Annotated in this window: 16 protein-coding genes, 1 pseudogene and 1 riboswitch; of the genes and pseudogenes, 11 read left to right on the forward strand and 6 right to left on the reverse strand. The window is 69.6% G+C overall.

Going from position 1 to position 16,098, the window contains the following annotated elements; translation table 11 throughout:
* Nucleotides 1-12 precede the first annotated feature (12 nt).
* From ACQQ2N_RS14535 to metB, 5 genes and pseudogenes are all read left to right on the forward strand, one after another.
* Nucleotides 13-285 (forward strand): putative signal transducing protein, encoded by a 273-nt coding sequence (locus tag ACQQ2N_RS14535; RefSeq protein WP_440222297.1) that lies wholly within the window; start codon nt 13-15, stop codon nt 283-285.
* Between the two features lie 36 nt (nt 286-321).
* Nucleotides 322-1,257 carry a DMT family transporter gene (locus ACQQ2N_RS14540; RefSeq protein WP_440222298.1) on the forward strand — a complete coding sequence of 312 codons (936 nt, stop codon included), beginning with the start codon at nt 322-324 and terminating at the stop codon, nt 1,255-1,257.
* Nucleotides 1,257-1,776 (forward strand): annotated as a pseudogene (locus ACQQ2N_RS14545) (adenine phosphoribosyltransferase). Before ACQQ2N_RS14540 ends, ACQQ2N_RS14545 begins: the two are co-directional and overlap by 1 nt.
* Nucleotides 1,777-1,849: 73 nt before the next feature.
* A riboswitch (SAM riboswitch) is annotated at nt 1,850-1,954 on the forward strand.
* 49 nt (nt 1,955-2,003) lie between these two features.
* Nucleotides 2,004-2,993, forward strand: a complete 990-nt coding sequence (locus ACQQ2N_RS14550) for an alpha/beta fold hydrolase (RefSeq protein WP_440222299.1) — start codon at nt 2,004-2,006, stop codon at nt 2,991-2,993.
* Nucleotides 2,990-4,180 carry a cystathionine gamma-synthase gene (gene metB, locus ACQQ2N_RS14555; protein ID WP_440222300.1) on the forward strand — a complete coding sequence of 397 codons (1,191 nt, stop codon included), beginning with the start codon at nt 2,990-2,992 and terminating at the stop codon, nt 4,178-4,180. The genes ACQQ2N_RS14550 and metB overlap by 4 nt, the downstream gene beginning before the upstream one ends.
* A 117-nt stretch (nt 4,181-4,297) precedes the next feature.
* Here metB and ACQQ2N_RS14560 read toward each other — a convergent pair whose 3' ends face one another.
* Nucleotides 4,298-4,609 carry a ComEA family DNA-binding protein gene (locus ACQQ2N_RS14560; RefSeq protein WP_440222301.1) on the reverse strand — a complete coding sequence of 104 codons (312 nt, stop codon included), beginning with the start codon at nt 4,607-4,609 and terminating at the stop codon, nt 4,298-4,300.
* A gap of 237 nt (nt 4,610-4,846) precedes the next feature.
* Between ACQQ2N_RS14560 and ACQQ2N_RS14565 the strand changes: the two genes are divergently transcribed.
* A complete protein-coding gene (locus tag ACQQ2N_RS14565; protein WP_440222302.1) occupies nt 4,847-6,325 on the forward strand; it encodes a M20 family metallopeptidase in 1,479 nt (492 codons plus the stop codon).
* A gap of 33 nt (nt 6,326-6,358) precedes the next feature.
* Here the strand turns inward: ACQQ2N_RS14565 and ACQQ2N_RS14570 are convergent, their stop codons facing one another.
* Nucleotides 6,359-7,042 (reverse strand): ribonuclease T2 family protein, encoded by a 684-nt coding sequence (locus ACQQ2N_RS14570; RefSeq protein WP_440222303.1) that lies wholly within the window; start codon nt 7,040-7,042, stop codon nt 6,359-6,361.
* A 120-nt stretch (nt 7,043-7,162) separates the two neighbouring features.
* On the opposite strand from ACQQ2N_RS14570, the gene ACQQ2N_RS14575 reads away from it, so the two are divergent.
* The 3 genes from ACQQ2N_RS14575 (at nt 7,163) to ACQQ2N_RS14585 (ending at nt 9,420) form a co-directional block, all read left to right on the forward strand.
* Complete coding sequence (locus ACQQ2N_RS14575) at nt 7,163-7,657, forward strand: SET domain-containing protein (protein WP_440222304.1); 495 nt, start codon at nt 7,163-7,165, stop codon at nt 7,655-7,657.
* 139 nt (nt 7,658-7,796) lie between these two features.
* A complete protein-coding gene (locus tag ACQQ2N_RS14580) occupies nt 7,797-9,029 on the forward strand; it encodes a hypothetical protein (RefSeq protein WP_440222305.1) in 1,233 nt (410 codons plus the stop codon).
* Between the two features lie 52 nt (nt 9,030-9,081).
* Entirely contained in the window at nt 9,082-9,420 is a 339-nt protein-coding gene (locus ACQQ2N_RS14585; protein ID WP_440222306.1) for a zinc ribbon domain-containing protein YjdM, read from the forward strand.
* 179 nt (nt 9,421-9,599) lie between these two features.
* Here the strand turns inward: ACQQ2N_RS14585 and ACQQ2N_RS14590 are convergent, their stop codons facing one another.
* The 4 genes from ACQQ2N_RS14590 to fusA form a co-directional block, all read right to left on the reverse strand.
* Complete coding sequence (locus ACQQ2N_RS14590; RefSeq protein WP_440222307.1) at nt 9,600-10,358, reverse strand: hypothetical protein; 759 nt, start codon at nt 10,356-10,358, stop codon at nt 9,600-9,602.
* 147 nt (nt 10,359-10,505) lie between these two features.
* Nucleotides 10,506-11,015, reverse strand: coding sequence for a RidA family protein (locus ACQQ2N_RS14595; RefSeq protein WP_440222308.1), 510 nt, complete (start codon nt 11,013-11,015; stop codon nt 10,506-10,508).
* Between the two features lie 50 nt (nt 11,016-11,065).
* Nucleotides 11,066-12,211 carry a dipeptidase gene (locus ACQQ2N_RS14600; RefSeq protein WP_440222309.1) on the reverse strand — a complete coding sequence of 382 codons (1,146 nt, stop codon included), beginning with the start codon at nt 12,209-12,211 and terminating at the stop codon, nt 11,066-11,068.
* A 74-nt stretch (nt 12,212-12,285) separates the two neighbouring features.
* Nucleotides 12,286-14,334 carry an elongation factor G gene (gene fusA / locus ACQQ2N_RS14605; RefSeq protein WP_440222310.1) on the reverse strand — a complete coding sequence of 683 codons (2,049 nt, stop codon included), beginning with the start codon at nt 14,332-14,334 and terminating at the stop codon, nt 12,286-12,288.
* Nucleotides 14,335-14,531: 197 nt separating this feature from the next.
* On the opposite strand from fusA, the gene ACQQ2N_RS14610 reads away from it, so the two are divergent.
* Nucleotides 14,532-15,269 carry an alpha/beta hydrolase gene (locus tag ACQQ2N_RS14610; RefSeq protein WP_440222311.1) on the forward strand — a complete coding sequence of 246 codons (738 nt, stop codon included), beginning with the start codon at nt 14,532-14,534 and terminating at the stop codon, nt 15,267-15,269.
* Nucleotides 15,270-15,321: 52 nt separating this feature from the next.
* Nucleotides 15,322-16,071 carry a hypothetical protein gene (locus ACQQ2N_RS14615; protein ID WP_440222312.1) on the forward strand — a complete coding sequence of 250 codons (750 nt, stop codon included), beginning with the start codon at nt 15,322-15,324 and terminating at the stop codon, nt 16,069-16,071.
* The last annotated feature ends 27 nt before the right edge of the window (nt 16,072-16,098 follow it).

Consider the following 16,098-nt stretch of genomic DNA (forward strand, 5'->3'; position numbering starts at 1 on the left):
CGGATCCCCCGCATGCAGATCGTCTACCGCGCCGCGACCATCATCGATGCGAACCTCGTCAAGGGTGTCCTCGAGCAGGCCGGCATTCCCGCGTTCGTGAGCGGGCACTATCTCGCCGGTGCAATGGGTGAACTGCAGGTCGCCGACCTCGTCCACGTGATGGTCGCCGACATCGATGTCGAGCGCGCCGCGCCGCTCGCCGCCGAGGTCGATGCGGCGTTGAGCGAGGCGCGCGACGCCGTCGAAGACGACCTCGACGGCAGTCTGGCGCCCGCTGCGGGCTGACCAATCCCGCCCTCCTTTCCTTTTCCGGATCCGCCCATGACCGTTGCCGTCCACGCGCCGCTGCCGCGGCGTGCCCTCGTCGAGATGACCGGCGGGGCCGTGCTCATCAGCACGACCAGCCTGTTCGTCAAGCTCGCCGACGTCGGTCCGACCGTCTCGGCGTTCTACCGCATGGCCTTCGGCGGCGGCATCCTGCTGCTGGGCCTGCTCGCGCTGCGGCGCTGGACGCCGGTGAAGCTGTCGTGGATCGCGTGGCTGCTGGTGCCTGCGGTCGCGTTCGCGGTCGACCTCATGATGTGGCACCGGAGCATCCTCTACATCGGGCCCGGTCTCGCCACGCTGCTCGGCAACTTCCAGGTGTTCGTCATGGCGCTGGCGGGCTGGCTGATCTACCGCGAGCGCCTCGGCGTGGCGTTCCTCGCGGGCGTCGTGCTCGCGATGGTGGGGCTGTACCTGCTGGTCGGTCCGGAGTGGTCGCAGGTCGGTGAGCGCTACCGCCTCGGCGTGATCCTCGGCATCACGACCGGCCTCGCCTACGCGGTCTACCTGCTCACGACGCGCCACGCCCAGCGCAGCGGCAAGGTGCCGCTCGCGCCGGCGCAGCTGCTGTGCGTGAGCTCGCTGCTGTGCGCCGCGCTGCTCGGTCTCGCCGCGCTGGGCGAAGGGGGCAGCCTCGCGATCCCGACGGCACAGGCCTGGTGGTCGCTGATCGGGCTGGCGCTGGTCGGCCAGGTGCTCGGCTGGATCCTGCTGCTGCGTGCGATGCCGCACCTGCCGGCCTCGATGGTCGGCCTGCTGCTGCTCATGCAGCCCGCGCTGTCGTTCGTGTTCGACGTGCTGTTGTTCGACCGCCCGACCCGCATGCTCGACTGGGCCGGCGTCGGCCTGTCACTGGTCGGCATCTTCATCGGCTCGTACCGGCCCGCGCCGGTCGCCGAGCCCGATGTCGGCAACGATCCGGAGGATGCGTGATGGACCTGCACGCCTGTCTGCGCGACATCGCCGATTTCCCCTCGCCGGGCATCGCGTTCAAGGACGTCACGCCGCTGCTCGCCGACCCGGCCGCGTTCGCCGACGCGATCGCGCGCCTCGTCGCACCGTTCCGCGACGCGGGTGTCGACGTGGTCGCGGGCATCGAGGCGCGCGGCTTCGTGTTCGGCGCGGCCGCCGCGCTCTCACTCGGCTGCGGCTTCGTGCCGCTGCGCAAGCCCGGCAAGCTGCCGGCGGCGACGCTCGGCGTCGACTACGCGCTCGAGTACGGCAGCGACCGCATCGAGGTGCATGCGGATGCGTTCGCAGGACGCATCCGCGTGCTGCTCGTCGACGACGTGCTCGCGACGGGCGGCACGCTCGCCGCGGCGGTCCGTCTCGTCGCGGAAGCGGGGGGGCACGGTCGTCGGCGGGGCGGTTCTCGTCGAGCTCGATGCGCTCGGTGGCCGCGCGCGCTGGGAGGTTGCCGCGCCGCTGCATGCGGTGCTCCACGTCGCCTGACGTGGTTATGATGATTGGGGATATGGACGTCCATACGTCTTGACGTCCCGTGATGACGAAACTAAAGTCGCCGAACTCATCGAGATCGGCGGAGGGGCTGGCCCTGTGATGCCGAGGCAACCACAGCATTCGTGCTGCACGGTGCCAACTCCAGCGGGTTCTACCCGGGAGATGAGCTGCCTTCCTCGCGCAGGCCGCCGCTCCCGTTTCGTCATCCGGAGAGCATCATGGCGGCACTACTGCGAAACGATCAGGATTCCGACGGCGCGACGACGCGCCTCGATGCCGGCATCCTGACCCTCCACGATTTCGCGCTCGCGAGCGGCGTGCGCCTCGCATCGGTCGATGTCGCGTGGCAGGACTGGGGCCGCGCCGACGCGCCCGTCGTCGTCGTGCTCGGCGGCATCTCGGCCGGCCGCAACATCGGCAGCTGGTGGAAGGAGCAATGCGGCGAGGGTCGTACGCTCGACCCGCGCGAACGCCGCCTCGTCTCGATCGACTGGCTCGGCGGCGCCGACCGCTCCAGCGGACCGGCCGAAGGCGAGGCGTTCCCCGCGATCGACAGCCGCGACCAGGCCCACGCGCTGCTTGCCGTGCTCAACCACCTCGGCATCGCGCGCGTCGAGGCGATCGTCGGTGCCTCGTACGGCGCCTGCGTCGGGCAGCATCTGGCCGTGCAACTCGCGGGTCGACTCGGTCGGCTCGTCGTGATCGGCGCCGCGCACCGCGCGAGCCCGTGGGCGCTCGCGCTGCGCACGCTGCAGCGCGCCGGCATCGAGGCGGCCGAAGGCGCTTCGGCCAAGCGCGAGGCGCTGGCACGGGCGCGCCAGATCGCCGTGCTCGGCTACCGCACGCCACGCGAGCTCGAGGAGCGCTTCGGCGAGCTCGGCGCCGCGGACGGCGTGCTCGGCTGGCTCGGTGCGCACGGCGAGCGCTTCGCCCAGCGTTTCCCGCCTGCGAGCTTCCTGTGCCTGTCGGCGTCGCTCGACGCGCACGTCTGCGACCCCGCATCGATCCGCGTGCCGACCACGGTGGTCGCGATCGATGACGACCTCATCGTGCCGCCGCAGCTCGCACAGATCTTCGTCGACGCGCTCGGGGAGCGCGGCACGCTCGCGACCGTGGCGTCGCGCTACGGCCACGACGCATTCCTCAAGGAGGACGGCGCGATCGCGGCGATCCTCACCGATGTTCTCGAAAAGGAGGTGACGGCATGAGTGCTTTCGATCCGGCCACGCTGGCCGTCCGAGCGGGCGTCGATACCGACACGGCGTACGGTGCCGTGATGCCGCCGCTCGTGCTGTCGACGAACTTCAGCTTCGCGGGCTTCGGCGAAAAGCGCGCCTACGACTACTCGCGCTCGGGCAACCCGACCCGCGACATCCTCGCCCACGCGCTCGCCGACCTCGAAGGCGGCGTGGGCGGTGTCGTCACGGCGACCGGCATGGCCGCGGTCAGCCTCGTCACCGCGCTGCTGCAGCCCGGCGACCTGCTCGTCGCGCCGCACGACTGCTACGGCGGCACGTGGCGCTTGTTCAACGCGCAGGCGAAACGCGGCCTGTACCGCGTCGCGTTCGTCGACTTCCACGATCCGCTCGCGCTCGCCGCTGCGCTGGCCGAGAACCCGCGTCTCGTCTGGATCGAGACGCCGTCGAATCCTCTGCTGCGCATCACCGACATCCGCCACGTCGTCGAGGCCGCGCACGCGGTCGACGCGCTGACCGTGGTCGACAACACGTTCCTGTCGCCGATCCTGCAGCGACCGTTCGCGTTCGGCGCCGACATCGTCGTGCACTCGACGACCAAGTACATCAACGGCCACTCCGATGTCGTCGGCGGTGCCGTGCTGTGGCGTGACGCCGCGCTCGGCGAGCAGCTCGCCTGGTGGAGCAACTGCCTGGGCCTGTCCGGCGCGCCGTTCGACAGCTACCTGACCCTGCGCGGCCTGCGCACGCTCAAGGCACGCCTCGCCTTGCACGAGGCGAATGCGCGCGTGCTCGCCGACCTGCTCGATGGCGACGACGCGGTCTCGATCGTGCACTACCCGGGTCTGGCGACGCATCCGGGTCATGCGCTCGCGCAGCGTCAGCAGGCCGGTTTCGGCGCGATGCTGAGCTTCGAGCTCGCCGGCGGCACCGAGGCGGCGCGGCGCTTCGTCGAAGGCCTGCAGTGCTTCACGCTGGCCGAATCGCTCGGTGGCGTCGAGAGCCTGGTCTGCCATCCGGCCGGCATGACGCATGCCGCGATGGCACCCGAGGCGCGCCAGCGTGCCGGCATCGGCGACGGCCTGCTGCGCCTTTCGGTCGGCATCGAGGACGAGGGTGACCTCGTGCGTGACGTCACCGCGGCGCTCGAGCGCGCACGCTCGGGCGAGGTCCGCGCGCGTCGCGTATCGGCGGCCTGAGCCTGCGGGGCGCGACGACGGATCGGGTCGCCGCGTGTCCGGGACGGGTCAGTGGAAAGGGCCGCGGCATCCGTGCCGCGGCCCTTTCGCGTCCCCCAGGGCAGTACGTGAATCGGATCACTCGGTCGACGCGACCTTCGCCTTGCCCGGCTTGGCCGCCTTGCCGCCGATGACGATCACCTCGCGGTTGCGCTCGACGGTCTTGTCGCCGACGCCCTTGACGTTCACGAGCTCGTCGGCGCTGGCGAACGGGCCATGCGCATCGCGGTAGGCGACGATCGCCTCGGCCTTGCTGAGGCCGATGCCGTGGAGGCCGTCGGCGATCTCCTGCGCGCTGGCCGTGTTGATGTCGACCGGGCCGGCGGCGAAGGCCGGGAACGCGAGCGCGAGGGCGAGCACGGCGGCGCCGAGCAGGGACATGAGTTTCATGGTGGATCTCCTTGGACGAGTGCGGAATGGGCTTGCGGGACCGGGTGTCGTGTCCCGGCCAGCACAGTCTCGGTATCCGCCGTGCGCCACGCGTCCGCGGTCCGTCGCGTGCGTGCGTCAGTACCCATGGTCGCGTCGCGTAGGCGTTTTCCTACGCGGGAGGGCGCCTTCGCGGGGGCAGGAGTAGAATCTCCGGTTTTCACCAACCGGCGCGCCTCACGCGCGGCAGGAGAACCCATGGATTCACGCCAGATCAGCGACTTCGTCGGTGGCCTCTGGGACGAGCAGATCGTCCCGCAGCTCGTCGAGTACATCCGCATCCCGAACAAGTCGCCGATGTTCGACGCGCAGTGGGCCGAGCACGGCTACATGGACCAGGCCGTCGCCCTCATGGAGATCTGGGCCAAGGGCCAGCCGATCCCGGGCATGACGATCGAGGTCGTGCGCCTCGAAGGCCGCACGCCGCTGATCTTCATCGAGGTGCCGGGCCAGGGCGACGACTGCGTGCTGCTGTACGGCCACCTCGACAAGCAGCCCGAGATGACGGGCTGGGCCGAACACCTCGGTCCGTGGAAGCCGGTCATCGAGGGCGACAAGCTCTACGGCCGCGGCGGCGCCGACGACGGCTACGCGATCTTCGGCTCGCTGGCCGCGATCCTCGCGCTGCAGGCGCAGAAGCTGCCGCACGCGCGCTGCGTGATCATGATCGAGGCCTGCGAGGAGTCGGGCAGCTACGACCTGCCGTATTACGTCGATCACCTTGCCGCGCGCATCGGCAAGCCGTCGCTGATCGTGTGCCTGGATTCGGGCTGCGGCAACTACGAGCAGATGTGGCTGACCACGTCGCTGCGCGGCATGACCGGCGGCAACCTGCGCGTGGACGTGCTCGAGGAAGGCGTGCATTCGGGTGATGCCTCCGGCGTCGTCGCGTCGAGCTTCCGCATCCTGCGCCACGTGCTGTCGCGCCTCGAGGACGAGGCCACCGGCCGCATCCTTCCCGGCGAGCTGCACGTCGAGATCCCGGCCCAGCGCATCGAGCAGGCGAAGCGCAGCGCGGAAGTGCTCGGCGACGACGTGTTCTCGAAGTTCCCGTTCGTCGACGGCATGACGCCGATGAACGACGACATCGCCGAGCTCGTGCTCAACCGCACCTGGCGCCCGGCGCTGTCGATCACCGGCGTCGGCGGCCTGCCGGCGCTGGACTCGGCGGGCAACGTGCTGCGTCCTTTCACGGCGTTCAAGCTGAGCCTGCGCCTGCCGCCGACGGCCGATGCGGTCAAGGCCGGCGAGTTCCTCAAGAACCTGCTCGAGAAGGATCCGCCGTACGGTGCCAAGGTGACGTTCCAGCTCGAGAAGGCCGGCAGCGGCTGGAACGCGCCGGCGCTGTCGTCGTGGCTCGAGAAGTCGGTCGACGAGGCCTCGCGCACGTTCTTCGGTCCGCCGCCGGCCTACATGGGCGAGGGCGGCTCGATTCCGTTCATGGGCATGCTCGGCGAGAAGTTTCCCGGCGCGCAGTTCCTGATCACCGGCGTACTCGGCCCGCACTCGAACGCGCACGGTCCGAACGAGTTCCTGCACATCCCGACCGGCAAGCGCGTCAGCGCCTGCGTGGCCAAGGTCATCGCCGATCATTTCCTGGCGAGCGAGCAGGGCCTCACCCAGGGCGTCGCCGCAAGTCATGCGCACACGGTCAAGGGCGGCGACGGCTGCTGCTGAGCGAGACCGGGCCGGGCGCGACGCGCCCGGCCTTCAGCGCGATGCCGGAATGCGGATCGCCGCGTCGCGCGGACAGCGCATGCCGACGTCGCGCCCGCAGCGTCGCGGCGCGAGATCGCGATCGACGCACACGCGCACCTCGGCGAGGTCGCGCGAGCGGCACGTCACCGCGAGCATGTCGGTGCGCAACGTCGGATTGGCCTCGACGAACGCGGCACGGATCGCCTCGGCGCGCATCGGCGACGGTCGCATGCCGGATGCGAACGCCGGCGGGATCCTGATCGACGCGAACGCGCGTTCGGACTCCGCGAAATAGTCGGCCGGATCGAGTCCGCTGCAGCTGCCGTGTGCACGCCACTGGTGCTGCACGAGCTTGCGGCTCGGCATGAAAGCGAGTGCGCGATCGACCGTCGCGCGATCCGGGAACCGTGACGTCGAACAGTCACGCGGTGCACCGCCACCCTCGTGCTGCGGCCACAGACCGTGCAGCACGAAGCCGTAGCCTCGGCGTCCGCACTGCTCGCGGTCGTCGGGGTTCGACTCGCAATAGGTCGGCGACCACGACAGCGCGACGAGGTAGTACCCGGGTGTCCCTGCAGCGTGCATCCGAGCGGAACGTGCGGGTTCGCCCCGTTCGTCACGCGGCTGGAGGGCGACCGCGACGGCGGCCACGGCGAGCGTGGCGATCGCGATCAGGTTGCGTTGCAGGCGCGTCATCGGCGGCGATCATCGCGCATGGACCCGGGCGGTCGCCAGAACATCGCGGCATCACGCCTTCATGCGCATGTCGCTTATGATGGCGGCTTCCGCATCTCTCCACACGGCACGATCGACTCCATGACCCGACGCATCCAGCAGCGCCGTTCGCCGATCCACGGCAACGGCGTCTTCGCCAAGACCGCCATCCCCGCCGAGACCGAAGTCATCGAGTACCAGGGCGAGCGCCTGACCCACGCGCAAGCCGATCGCCTCTACAGCCACACGACCGAGTCGGGCCACACCTTCCTGTTCACGCTCAACGACCGCTACGTGATCGACGCCAACCAGGGCGGCAACGTGGCGCGCTGGATCAACCACAGCTGCGAACCGAACTGCCGCGCGGTGCTCGAGGAGCACGGCAAGGGCAACACCAGGCACGATCGCGTGCTGATCGAGACGCTGCGTCCGATCGCGGAAGGCGAGGAGCTCACCTACGACTACGGCATCACGCTCGAGGATCGCCTGACGCCGCGCCTGAAGAAGATCTGGGCCTGCCGCTGCGGCGCGAAAACCTGCGTCGGCACGATGCTGCGGCCCAAGCGCAAGCGTCCCGCAGCGGCTGCGCGAAGCTGAATCCCGCGCATCGGCGTGGTCACATGGCGTTGACGGCCGCGGAAAGACCGCTCACCCTGACGCATCGTTCACATGGATACGCCCCGGGGGGAGCTGCGTATGCCGACACCACGATTCCGTGCCGGATGAGCGTTCTGTCGTGACCCAGGACAAGATCATCGCCACGGTCGCGGTCTCCGACGAGGAGATCGCCCACCTGCGCCTGCTCATGCGCAAGGGCGTCAACGAACTCTCGCATGCATGGCGATGGGGTTCGGAGACCGGTGCCGACCTGCTCGTCGTCGATGCCGGCGACTTCTCCGGGCAGATGGCGCGCGTACGCGCCCAGGCGATGGGCGTGCGCGTCGCGATCGTCTGCGACGCGGGTGCCGACGCCGAGGGCGACCTCGCGCTGCGCCGCCCGTTCAAGCTCGCGAACGTGCTCGAGGTGCTCAACCAGGTGACCGGAACCGAGGTCGCGCCTGCGCAGATCGTGCCCCCGAGGCAGAACCAGTACTTCGCGCCGGATCCCGACTCGGTACCGTCCGCTCGACCTGCATCGGCGTCGAAGCCTGCGGTCGACGTCGCGCTCGGCCTCGAGGACATGATCCGCGGCAATCCGGAGCTCGATCCGTTCGCCAACTTGAAGCCACCCGGGCATCTCGATGCATCGGTCGGTTTCGAGGGCACCGACGGCGGAACCCGCCGCAGCGAACTGCGTTCGGCCAAGGAGCCCGAGACGCGTCGCGCCGACACGCCGTCGGCGCTGCCCAATCTGCTGCCTCCCTCCAAGCGCTCGCTCGGCGAGGACCGTACCGCGCACCGCTTGCGCGAGTACATGACGGGCGACCTGATCGGCGGTCCCTCGCGCATCGAGTGGGAAGGCACCGTTTCGCTGACCCTCGATCCCAAGAACCAGGTCTTCCATTCCGAAGGCACGCTCGCGCAACTCGAGGCGTATTGCCGCGGCCAGCCGCGTCGCCACGAGTGGCGTCCGGTGACGAACGCGGAACTCCTGCGCATCCGCGAGGAGCAGCCCGCCCAGGCCTACCAGCGCCTGATCTGGCTCGACGCCCTGCTGCGTTCGGGCGGGCGGCTCGCGAACCAGCTCGACCCCGGCGGCACGTTCTCGATCAAGCGCTGGCTCGAGATCCGTGCCGAGTACCCGCGCCACGCGCGCATCTCGGCGGCGATGATGAAGCCGTTGCGGCTGCACGAGATCGCGGCCGCGGCGGGTGCGTCGATGGACGACGTGTTCGACACGGTCAACGCCTACGACGCGATCGGCTGGCTGGTATGGACGCCGCGCGCGCCGCGCCACGCGCCTGCACCGAAGGAAGAGAAGTCGCTGCTCGGCTTCGTCAGCAAGCTGCGCAACCCGTTCTCCAAGTGACCCCCGGCACACCGGCGGCTAGACTCGCCGGTTTTCCCGAGGGGTATCCGGCATGAGCGATCTTCCCGACTGTCCCGCGTGTGGACAGCAGAACACCTACCCGGACGAGGCGAGCTTCATCTGTCCCGACTGCGCCCACGAATGGCCGCAGCACGCCGCAGCGGGCGAGGAAGACGACGTGACGGTCGTGCGCGACGCGAACGGCAACGTGCTGCAGGACGGCGACGCTGTCGTGATCGTCAAGGACCTCAAGCTGCGCGGATCGTCCGACGTGCTCAAGATCGGCACGAAGGTGCGCGGCATCCGTCTCGTCGACGGTGACCACGACCTCGAGGGTCGCGTCGACGGCGTCGCGATGATGCTCAAGTCGAAGTTCGTCAGGAAGGCCTGAGGCGGTCGCGGACCGGCCGCGCACGACGTGCCGGCCTTCACGGCTGACGGCGTGCATCGTTCTGGCACTCCCGCGAGAATCGCGACCCCGGCCAAGGTCATGCGATGTCGGGTTTCGCGTCGAGCCGGTTGCCGGCGCGACGCACGGGAGCGGGGAGGACCGCTCCCGTGACGTGACGATCAGTCGACGCTGAAGTGCTGCAACTGCACCGGCGTCGCATCGCGATTCGACGACGAGTACAGCGTCGCGGTCGCCGATGCACCCGCCGCGAGCGTGAAGGTCCACTGCATGCCGAGGGTGATGTCACCATTGGTGAACGGCAGTCCCGAGCCGTCGAAGTTCGTCACCGAGGTGTCGGCCAGCAGGCCGAAGACGTCGGTCGTGGCGGCGAACGGCCTCGCCATCACGCCCACGCTGTCCGGCGTGCGCGATTCGGCGAAACCCGCCGTGCCGTCGGTGATGCGGATGTGGCCGGGCGCGACGAGCGTGGCGCTGTCGCCCGCAGCCGTACCGTTGACATCCCAATCCGTCGCCTGGAAAAGGTGCAGCGTGATCGTGGATGCCCCGTTGTTGGTCACGGTCATCGTCGTCCGGACCTCGCCGTTGCCGCCGCCGCCGACGATGACGTGGGTCTTGGTCGCCGAGAAGTTCCGGGTTGCGACATTGGCCCACGTGATCGTGGCCGTGTCACCGGTGTAGTTCTGTGTCGTCGGTACTCCGAAGATGGTCTCCTGCGTGTCGCCTTGGATGCGGAACCACCAGCCGGCTTCGAAGATCGCATCACCGGTGCCGACACCCGTGAAGTTCGCTTCGGGCGTTACGTCCCAGTGCGACGTGGTCAGCACGTAGTTCGCGCCGCCGTTCGTGATCGTGCCTTGCGCGAGTGCGAGTGCAGGCGCCGCCGACAAGGCCGCCGCCAGGAGCAGTTTCTTGAGCATGTTCCTTTTCCCCAAGTAGGTTTCCGACCGGAACGAGCGCCGATCGAGGCGGTGTCACGCCGCGCCCCGGATCATCTCTTTGATGCCGCGCATGTGCAAGTGGTCATGGTTCGCGGTCGGGGTCCGGAAATATTTCGTCTGAAACGATCATCCTGCCGTCGCCACGACCGCGTTGCACTGCAGCTCGACACGTGCGTCGAGCGCGAGTCCCGATGCGGCGAACGCCATGCGCGCGGGGTAGCGACCCTGCTTGAAGTAGGTGCGGTACACGGTGTTGAACGCCGGCCATTCCTTCATGTCGAGCAGCGCCACCGTGCATTGCACGACATGCTCGAACGACGAGCCGTGGCGGGCCAGCTTGGCGCCGATGTTGTCCATCATCTGGCGCGTCTCGGCCTCGATGCCGCCGGACGCGAGCTTGCCGTCTGCGCGCGTGCCGAGTTCGCCCGACAGGTAGAGCATGTTGCCGACACGTACGGCCTCCGAGAACGGCAGGTTCGCGAGTGGACCTGCCGGCAGGGCGTGGTACTCGACGTCGACAGGCGCAGGCCTGGTCTGCACGGAAGCGGGCTTCCCGTCCGCCTCCGCAGCCGATGCGACCAGCGGCAGATGGGCCATGAACACGGCGAGCAGGATGGACGCGTGGACGGGCTTCATTGTCGGACTCCAGCGGGTGAAGGGGGCGGGGGACGTCGAAGGCAGGCGCGTCAGGCGCCCCACGCCTCGCCGAACAGGCGCGCGAAGTTGCCGCCGAGGATCTTGCCGATGCGTGCATCGGAGTGCCCGCGCGAGGCGAGCAGCGCGGCGATGCGCGCGAAGCGGTCGGCGCGGTTGAGGTCGGGCAGGAAGGTGTAGACATCGGGTCGCTCGCCCGGCGCGGAGATGCCGAGCGAGCGCCGGCGCGCGACCTCGTCGGCGAATTTCTTGCGGAACGCATCGTCGAACTTCACGGGCGAGACGGTGCCGTCGGTGCCGATGCCCACGTGGTCCTCGCCGCACACGTTCACCGCGTGCTCGATGTGGCGCACGAGATCGTCTGCGTCCGGCTGGCCTTCCTTGCGCAGGAACGGCATCAGGTAGATGCCGGCGACGCCGCCCTTGTCGGCGAGGGCCTTGAGCTCGGCATCGGTCTTGTTGCGCGGCAGGGCGGCGAGCGCCGCGCAACCCGTGTGGGTGATTGCGACCGGCCCCTTCGCCGCGGCGATCGCCTCGCGCGTCGTGCGTTCGCCACCGTGCGAGAGGTCGATCAGCAGCTTGCGCTCGTCGAGGCGCTCGACGAGCGCCTTGCCGAACGTGCTGAGACCCGCATTGCCGGGTTCGAGGCAGCCGTCGCCGACGAGGTTGCGGCGGTTGTAGGTGAGCTGGAACACGCGAACGCCGAGGTTCGCGAACGTGTCGACGCGGTCGAGGTCCTCGCCGATCGGCGTGGCGTCCTGGAACGCGAAGCCGAGGCCGACGCGGCCGCTGCGCTTGGCCTCGACGAGGTCGGCGGCGCGCCGGATCACGAGCATGCGGTCGGGGTGCGCGGCGACCTGCGCGTTCCAGTACGCGATGTTGCGGATCGTGGTGTCGTAGTCGTCGGCGTAGCTGCCGACGCCGCTGACCGTGATGTTGACCATGGTCAGGCCCGACGTGCGCAGGTCGTCGATCGAACCCGGATCGAGGCGCGAGTACGGTTCGGCCTCGTAGCGCCCGGGGCTGCCGCAGGCGTCGATGACGGTCGCCGATGCGTAGCCTGCCCAGGCCTTCGGCTCGACGGCCCATGCGGAGCGCATCATGCCGGGCAGCAGCGGTGCTGCGGCGAGTGCGCCGAGCGTGGCGAGGAAGCGGCGGCGGTCTTCGGTTCGGGTCACGACAAGGGTTTCCGGCATCGCCCTCGCAGCGGGGCGATGCCGAGTGTGGCCGATCCGCATGTTTCCGTGGAGGGTCAGTCGTCCTCGGCCTGCGGCTTCCAGGCCTCGACGAGCTGCTTCTGCAGCTGCGGCGGCACGGCCTCGTAGTGGCTGAACTCGAGCGAGTAGCGCCCACGGCCGCCGGTCATCGACTTGAGCTCGGTCTGGTAGTCGGTGACTTCGGCAAGAGGCACCTGTGCCTTGATCACGAGTTCCCCGCCGCGCATCGCATCGGTGCCGTTGATGCGCGCGCGCTTGCCGGCGAGGCCGCCGGTGACGTCGCCGACATGCGATTCGGGCACGTTCACGTCGAGGTTGACGATCGGCTCGAGCACGATCGGCCGTGCCTTGCCGATCGCGTCGAGGAAGGCCTTGCGACCCGCGGCGACGAATGCGACCTCCTTCGAGTCGACCGCGTGGTACTTGCCGTCGTAGACGATCACGCGCACGTCCTGCAGCGGATGCCCCGCGAGTGCGCCGTGGTCGAGCACCTGGCGTACGCCTTTCTCGATCGCGGGCAGGAACTGGCCCGGGATCGTGCCGCCCTTGATCTCCTGCGCGAACTCGAAGCCGCTGCCACGCGGCAAAGGCTCCACGCGCAGGAACACTTCGCCAAACTGGCCGGCGCCGCCGGTCTGTTTCTTGTGGCGATGATGGCCGTCGGCACGCGCGGTGATCGTCTCGCGGTAGGCGATGCGCGGCGGGCGCGTCGTCACCTCGACGCCATAGCGCTCGCGCATGCGCTCGAGCACGAGCTTGAGGTGCAGGTCCGACAGGCCGCGCACGATGGTCTCGTTGAGCTCCTTGTTGTGCTCGACGCGCAGGCAGGGATCTTCCTCGCCGAGGCGGGCGAGGGCGATCGCGAGCTTCTGCTCCTGCCCCTTGTGCGCGGGTTCGACGGCAAGCCCGAACATCGGCTGCGGGAAATCGAGCGGGGCGAGGTGGATGTGGTCCTCGTCATGCGAGTCGTGCAGCACGGCGTCGAAATGGATGTCCTCGATCTTGGCCACGGCGGCGATGTCGCCGGGCACGGCCTCGTCGATCTCGACGTGGTCCTTGCCCTTGAGCTTGAACAGATGACCGACCTTGAACGGTTTGCGGCCGTCGTCGATGAACAGCTGGGTGTCGCGGCGCACCGTGCCCTGGTAGACGCGGAACACGCCGAGCTTGCCGACGAACGGGTCGTTGACGATCTTGAACACGTCGGCGATGACGTGGCGCGACGCGTCCGGCACGGCTTCGACGGGCACCGCGTCGTCGCCGCTGCCCTTGTGGAACGGCGGCGGGTTGGCCTCGAGCGGGTTCGGCAGCAGGCGCACGGCGAGATCGAGCAGCTCGGGCACGCCGGCGCCCGTGCGTGCCGACACGAAGCAGATCGGCACGAGGTGGCCCTCGCGCAGGCATTGCTCGAACGCGTCGTGCAGCTCGCTGCGCGTGACGCCGTCCTCGCCGCGTTCGAGGTAGTGGTCCATGACGGTCTCGTCGACTTCGACGACCTGGTCGAGGATGCGCTGGTGGGCCTCGGCGACGGACGAGAAATCGGCCTCGCCGCTCGGGTTGAAGAAGCAGTCGACCACGCGCGTGCCACCACCCGCGGGCAGGTTGATCGGCAGGCATTCGGAGCCGAATTCCTCGCGCAGCGCGTCGGTCAGTGCGGCGAGGTCGACGCCTTCGGCATCGATGCGGTTGACGACGAGGATGCGGGCGAGACGGCGTGCGTGCGCGTGGTCCATCATGCGCCGCGTCGTGTGCTCGATGCCGGCCGTGGCATTGACGACGATCGCGCAGGTCTCCACGGCGGCCAGCGCCGACAGCGTCGGGCCGCGGAAATCGGCGAAGCCCGGCGTGTCGATCAGGTTGATGTGGCAGCCGTCGCGCTCGATCGAGGCGATCGACGCGGCCATCGAATGCCGGCGTTCCTTCTCCATCGGGTCATGGTCGGAGACGGTGGTGCCGCGCTCGATCGTGCCTGCCGTGGTGATCGTGCCGCCGGCATGCAGCAGGGCTTCGAACAGCGTGGTTTTGCCGGCGCCGGCATGGCCTGCCAGGGCGATGTTGCGGATGTTCTCGGTGGCGTGGGACACGGAAAGCCCTCCATGCGAGTCGCATGCTTCCGTGTCCTGTCGGCTCGGCGTCCGTGCCGTGGTCGCGACGGGTGACGAGGCCGGGCGTGCTGCCGGCGGGTGTCGCAGCCTTGCGCGATCGCGAGGGAGGGTCAAGGCGCGCCGCGTCACGCGCCTGCTGGGCCATAATCACGTTCTTTGCCAGGGACAATCGACGCATGCCTCCAGCCACCTCCGATCCGGTCGCCACCGTCGTCTGCGTGCACGGCGCGGGCGCGGGCGGCTGGGAGTGGAACGTGTGGTCGCGCGTGCTCGCATCGCAGGGTTTCACGGTCGCCGCGCCGGACCTCGTGCCGGCTGTCGCCGGCCTCGAGGCGACGACGTTCGCCGACTACCGCCGGCAGGTCGTCGACGCCTGCATGGGCCAGCGTGGCCGTCACCCCGTGGCGCCACTCGTGGTCGTCGGGGCGAGCCTCGGCGGCTTGCTCGCGTTGTCGGTGGCCAAGGCCGTGCGCGCCGATGCGCTCGTGCTGGTCAATGCGTTGCCGCCGGCTGGCGTGCTCAATCGGCCACTCGGTGCGCCGCATCCGCCGCGCGTGCGCTGGGGCAGCGAGCGCTCGATCACCTCGACCTGCCGCGCGCTGCCCGATGCCGACGATGCCGCCCGCCTGTATGCGTTCACGCGCTGGCGCGACGAGTCGGGGCGCGTGCTCGACGAAGCACGCGTGGGCATCGCGGTCGACCCGGTTCGCTGCCCGACGCTGGTGCTGGCCAGCGAGTGCGACGACGACATCCCTCCCGCCGCGAGCCGTGCGTTGTCGGTGCGCTGCATGGCGGACTTCGAGATGCTGCCGCGCGCCAGCCATGCCGGCCCGCTGCTCGGCACGTCGGCGGCGGCCATCGCCGCGCGCGTCGCATCGTGGCTGCACGGGCGGCTCGCCTTAACGGCGGTTTAGCGCGCACTTTGTATGCTGCGCGCGCTCAATCGACCCGGATCCCGCGCCCCGCATGCCAGTGTCCTTCCATGCCACGGAGCGTCGGGCCGACGAGGATGACGGCACGTCGCCGTCGATTCCCGACTACGCCCGCCGTTTCCGCGAGCGTCACGCGCTGTGGCATCGCCGCCATTTCACGCGCAATGCGGTGCTCGGCCTCCTTGCGCTCGCCCTCCTGCTCAACCTCGGCTGGGTACTGACGCTGCATGGCGTCATGCTCACCGGCGAAGCGCCCGATGCCGGTGTCGCGATACAGGTCAGCGTCATCGAGCCGCCCACGACGTACGAGGTACCGCCCGAGCCGGAGCCGCCGGCGTTCGAGCGCAGGCCATCGCGCATCGTCGTCGCGCCCCCCACCGCGAAGACGCCGCCACCGCCGCGCGTCGAGGAAGCGCCGTCGACGACGAGCGCGCGCATCGGCAGTGCGGGAACGCCGGCGCCGAAGCTGTTCAACCCTGACGGTTCGCTACGCCTGCCCGAAGCGGGTGCCGTACGCATCGGCCCCGCGCCGGAGCCCGAGAATCCGCAGGCGGCGGCGAGCGCGCGCTGGGCCGAGATGCAGGAGCGCGGCGAGAACCCGCTCGACTGCACGCGCACGCGCTTCGCCAAGGGCTTCCGCACGGACCAGTCCGTCGGCGATCGCGTCGCCGGCAAGTACCTGTCGTGGATCGGCCTCGCCGACCAGCAGGGCATCGCGGAGCGTGCCGCCGCGCGCGAGCAGCGTGCCGCCGACGGCTGCGATCCGCCGCCGAAGGTACCTTAGCGTCGCGACATCGGTCCGCGCGCATCG

Origin of the sequence: Dokdonella aquatica, from assembly GCF_051987395.1 — a bacterium.
Taxonomy (GTDB): domain Bacteria; phylum Pseudomonadota; class Gammaproteobacteria; order Xanthomonadales; family Rhodanobacteraceae; genus Dokdonella.

Excerpts from the sequence above, each read along its gene's own strand:
- ACQQ2N_RS14535 (WP_440222297.1), top strand. The coding sequence starts at position 13 with ATGCAGATCGTCTACCGCGCCGCGACCATCATCGATGCGAACCTCGTC.
- ACQQ2N_RS14540 (WP_440222298.1), top strand. The coding sequence starts at position 322 with ATGACCGTTGCCGTCCACGCGCCGCTGCCGCGGCGTGCCCTCGTCGAG.
- ACQQ2N_RS14550 (WP_440222299.1), top strand. The coding sequence starts at position 2,004 with ATGGCGGCACTACTGCGAAACGATCAGGATTCCGACGGCGCGACGACG.
- metB (WP_440222300.1), top strand. The coding sequence starts at position 2,990 with ATGAGTGCTTTCGATCCGGCCACGCTGGCCGTCCGAGCGGGCGTCGAT.
- ACQQ2N_RS14560 (WP_440222301.1), bottom strand. The coding sequence starts at position 4,609 with ATGAAACTCATGTCCCTGCTCGGCGCCGCCGTGCTCGCCCTCGCGCTC.
- ACQQ2N_RS14565 (WP_440222302.1), top strand. The coding sequence starts at position 4,847 with ATGGATTCACGCCAGATCAGCGACTTCGTCGGTGGCCTCTGGGACGAG.
- ACQQ2N_RS14570 (WP_440222303.1), bottom strand. The coding sequence starts at position 7,042 with ATGACGCGCCTGCAACGCAACCTGATCGCGATCGCCACGCTCGCCGTG.
- ACQQ2N_RS14575 (WP_440222304.1), top strand. The coding sequence starts at position 7,163 with ATGACCCGACGCATCCAGCAGCGCCGTTCGCCGATCCACGGCAACGGC.
- ACQQ2N_RS14585 (WP_440222306.1), top strand. The coding sequence starts at position 9,082 with ATGAGCGATCTTCCCGACTGTCCCGCGTGTGGACAGCAGAACACCTAC.
- ACQQ2N_RS14590 (WP_440222307.1), bottom strand. The coding sequence starts at position 10,358 with ATGCTCAAGAAACTGCTCCTGGCGGCGGCCTTGTCGGCGGCGCCTGCA.
- ACQQ2N_RS14595 (WP_440222308.1), bottom strand. The coding sequence starts at position 11,015 with ATGAAGCCCGTCCACGCGTCCATCCTGCTCGCCGTGTTCATGGCCCAT.
- ACQQ2N_RS14610 (WP_440222311.1), top strand. The coding sequence starts at position 14,532 with ATGCCTCCAGCCACCTCCGATCCGGTCGCCACCGTCGTCTGCGTGCAC.
- ACQQ2N_RS14615 (WP_440222312.1), top strand. The coding sequence starts at position 15,322 with ATGCCAGTGTCCTTCCATGCCACGGAGCGTCGGGCCGACGAGGATGAC.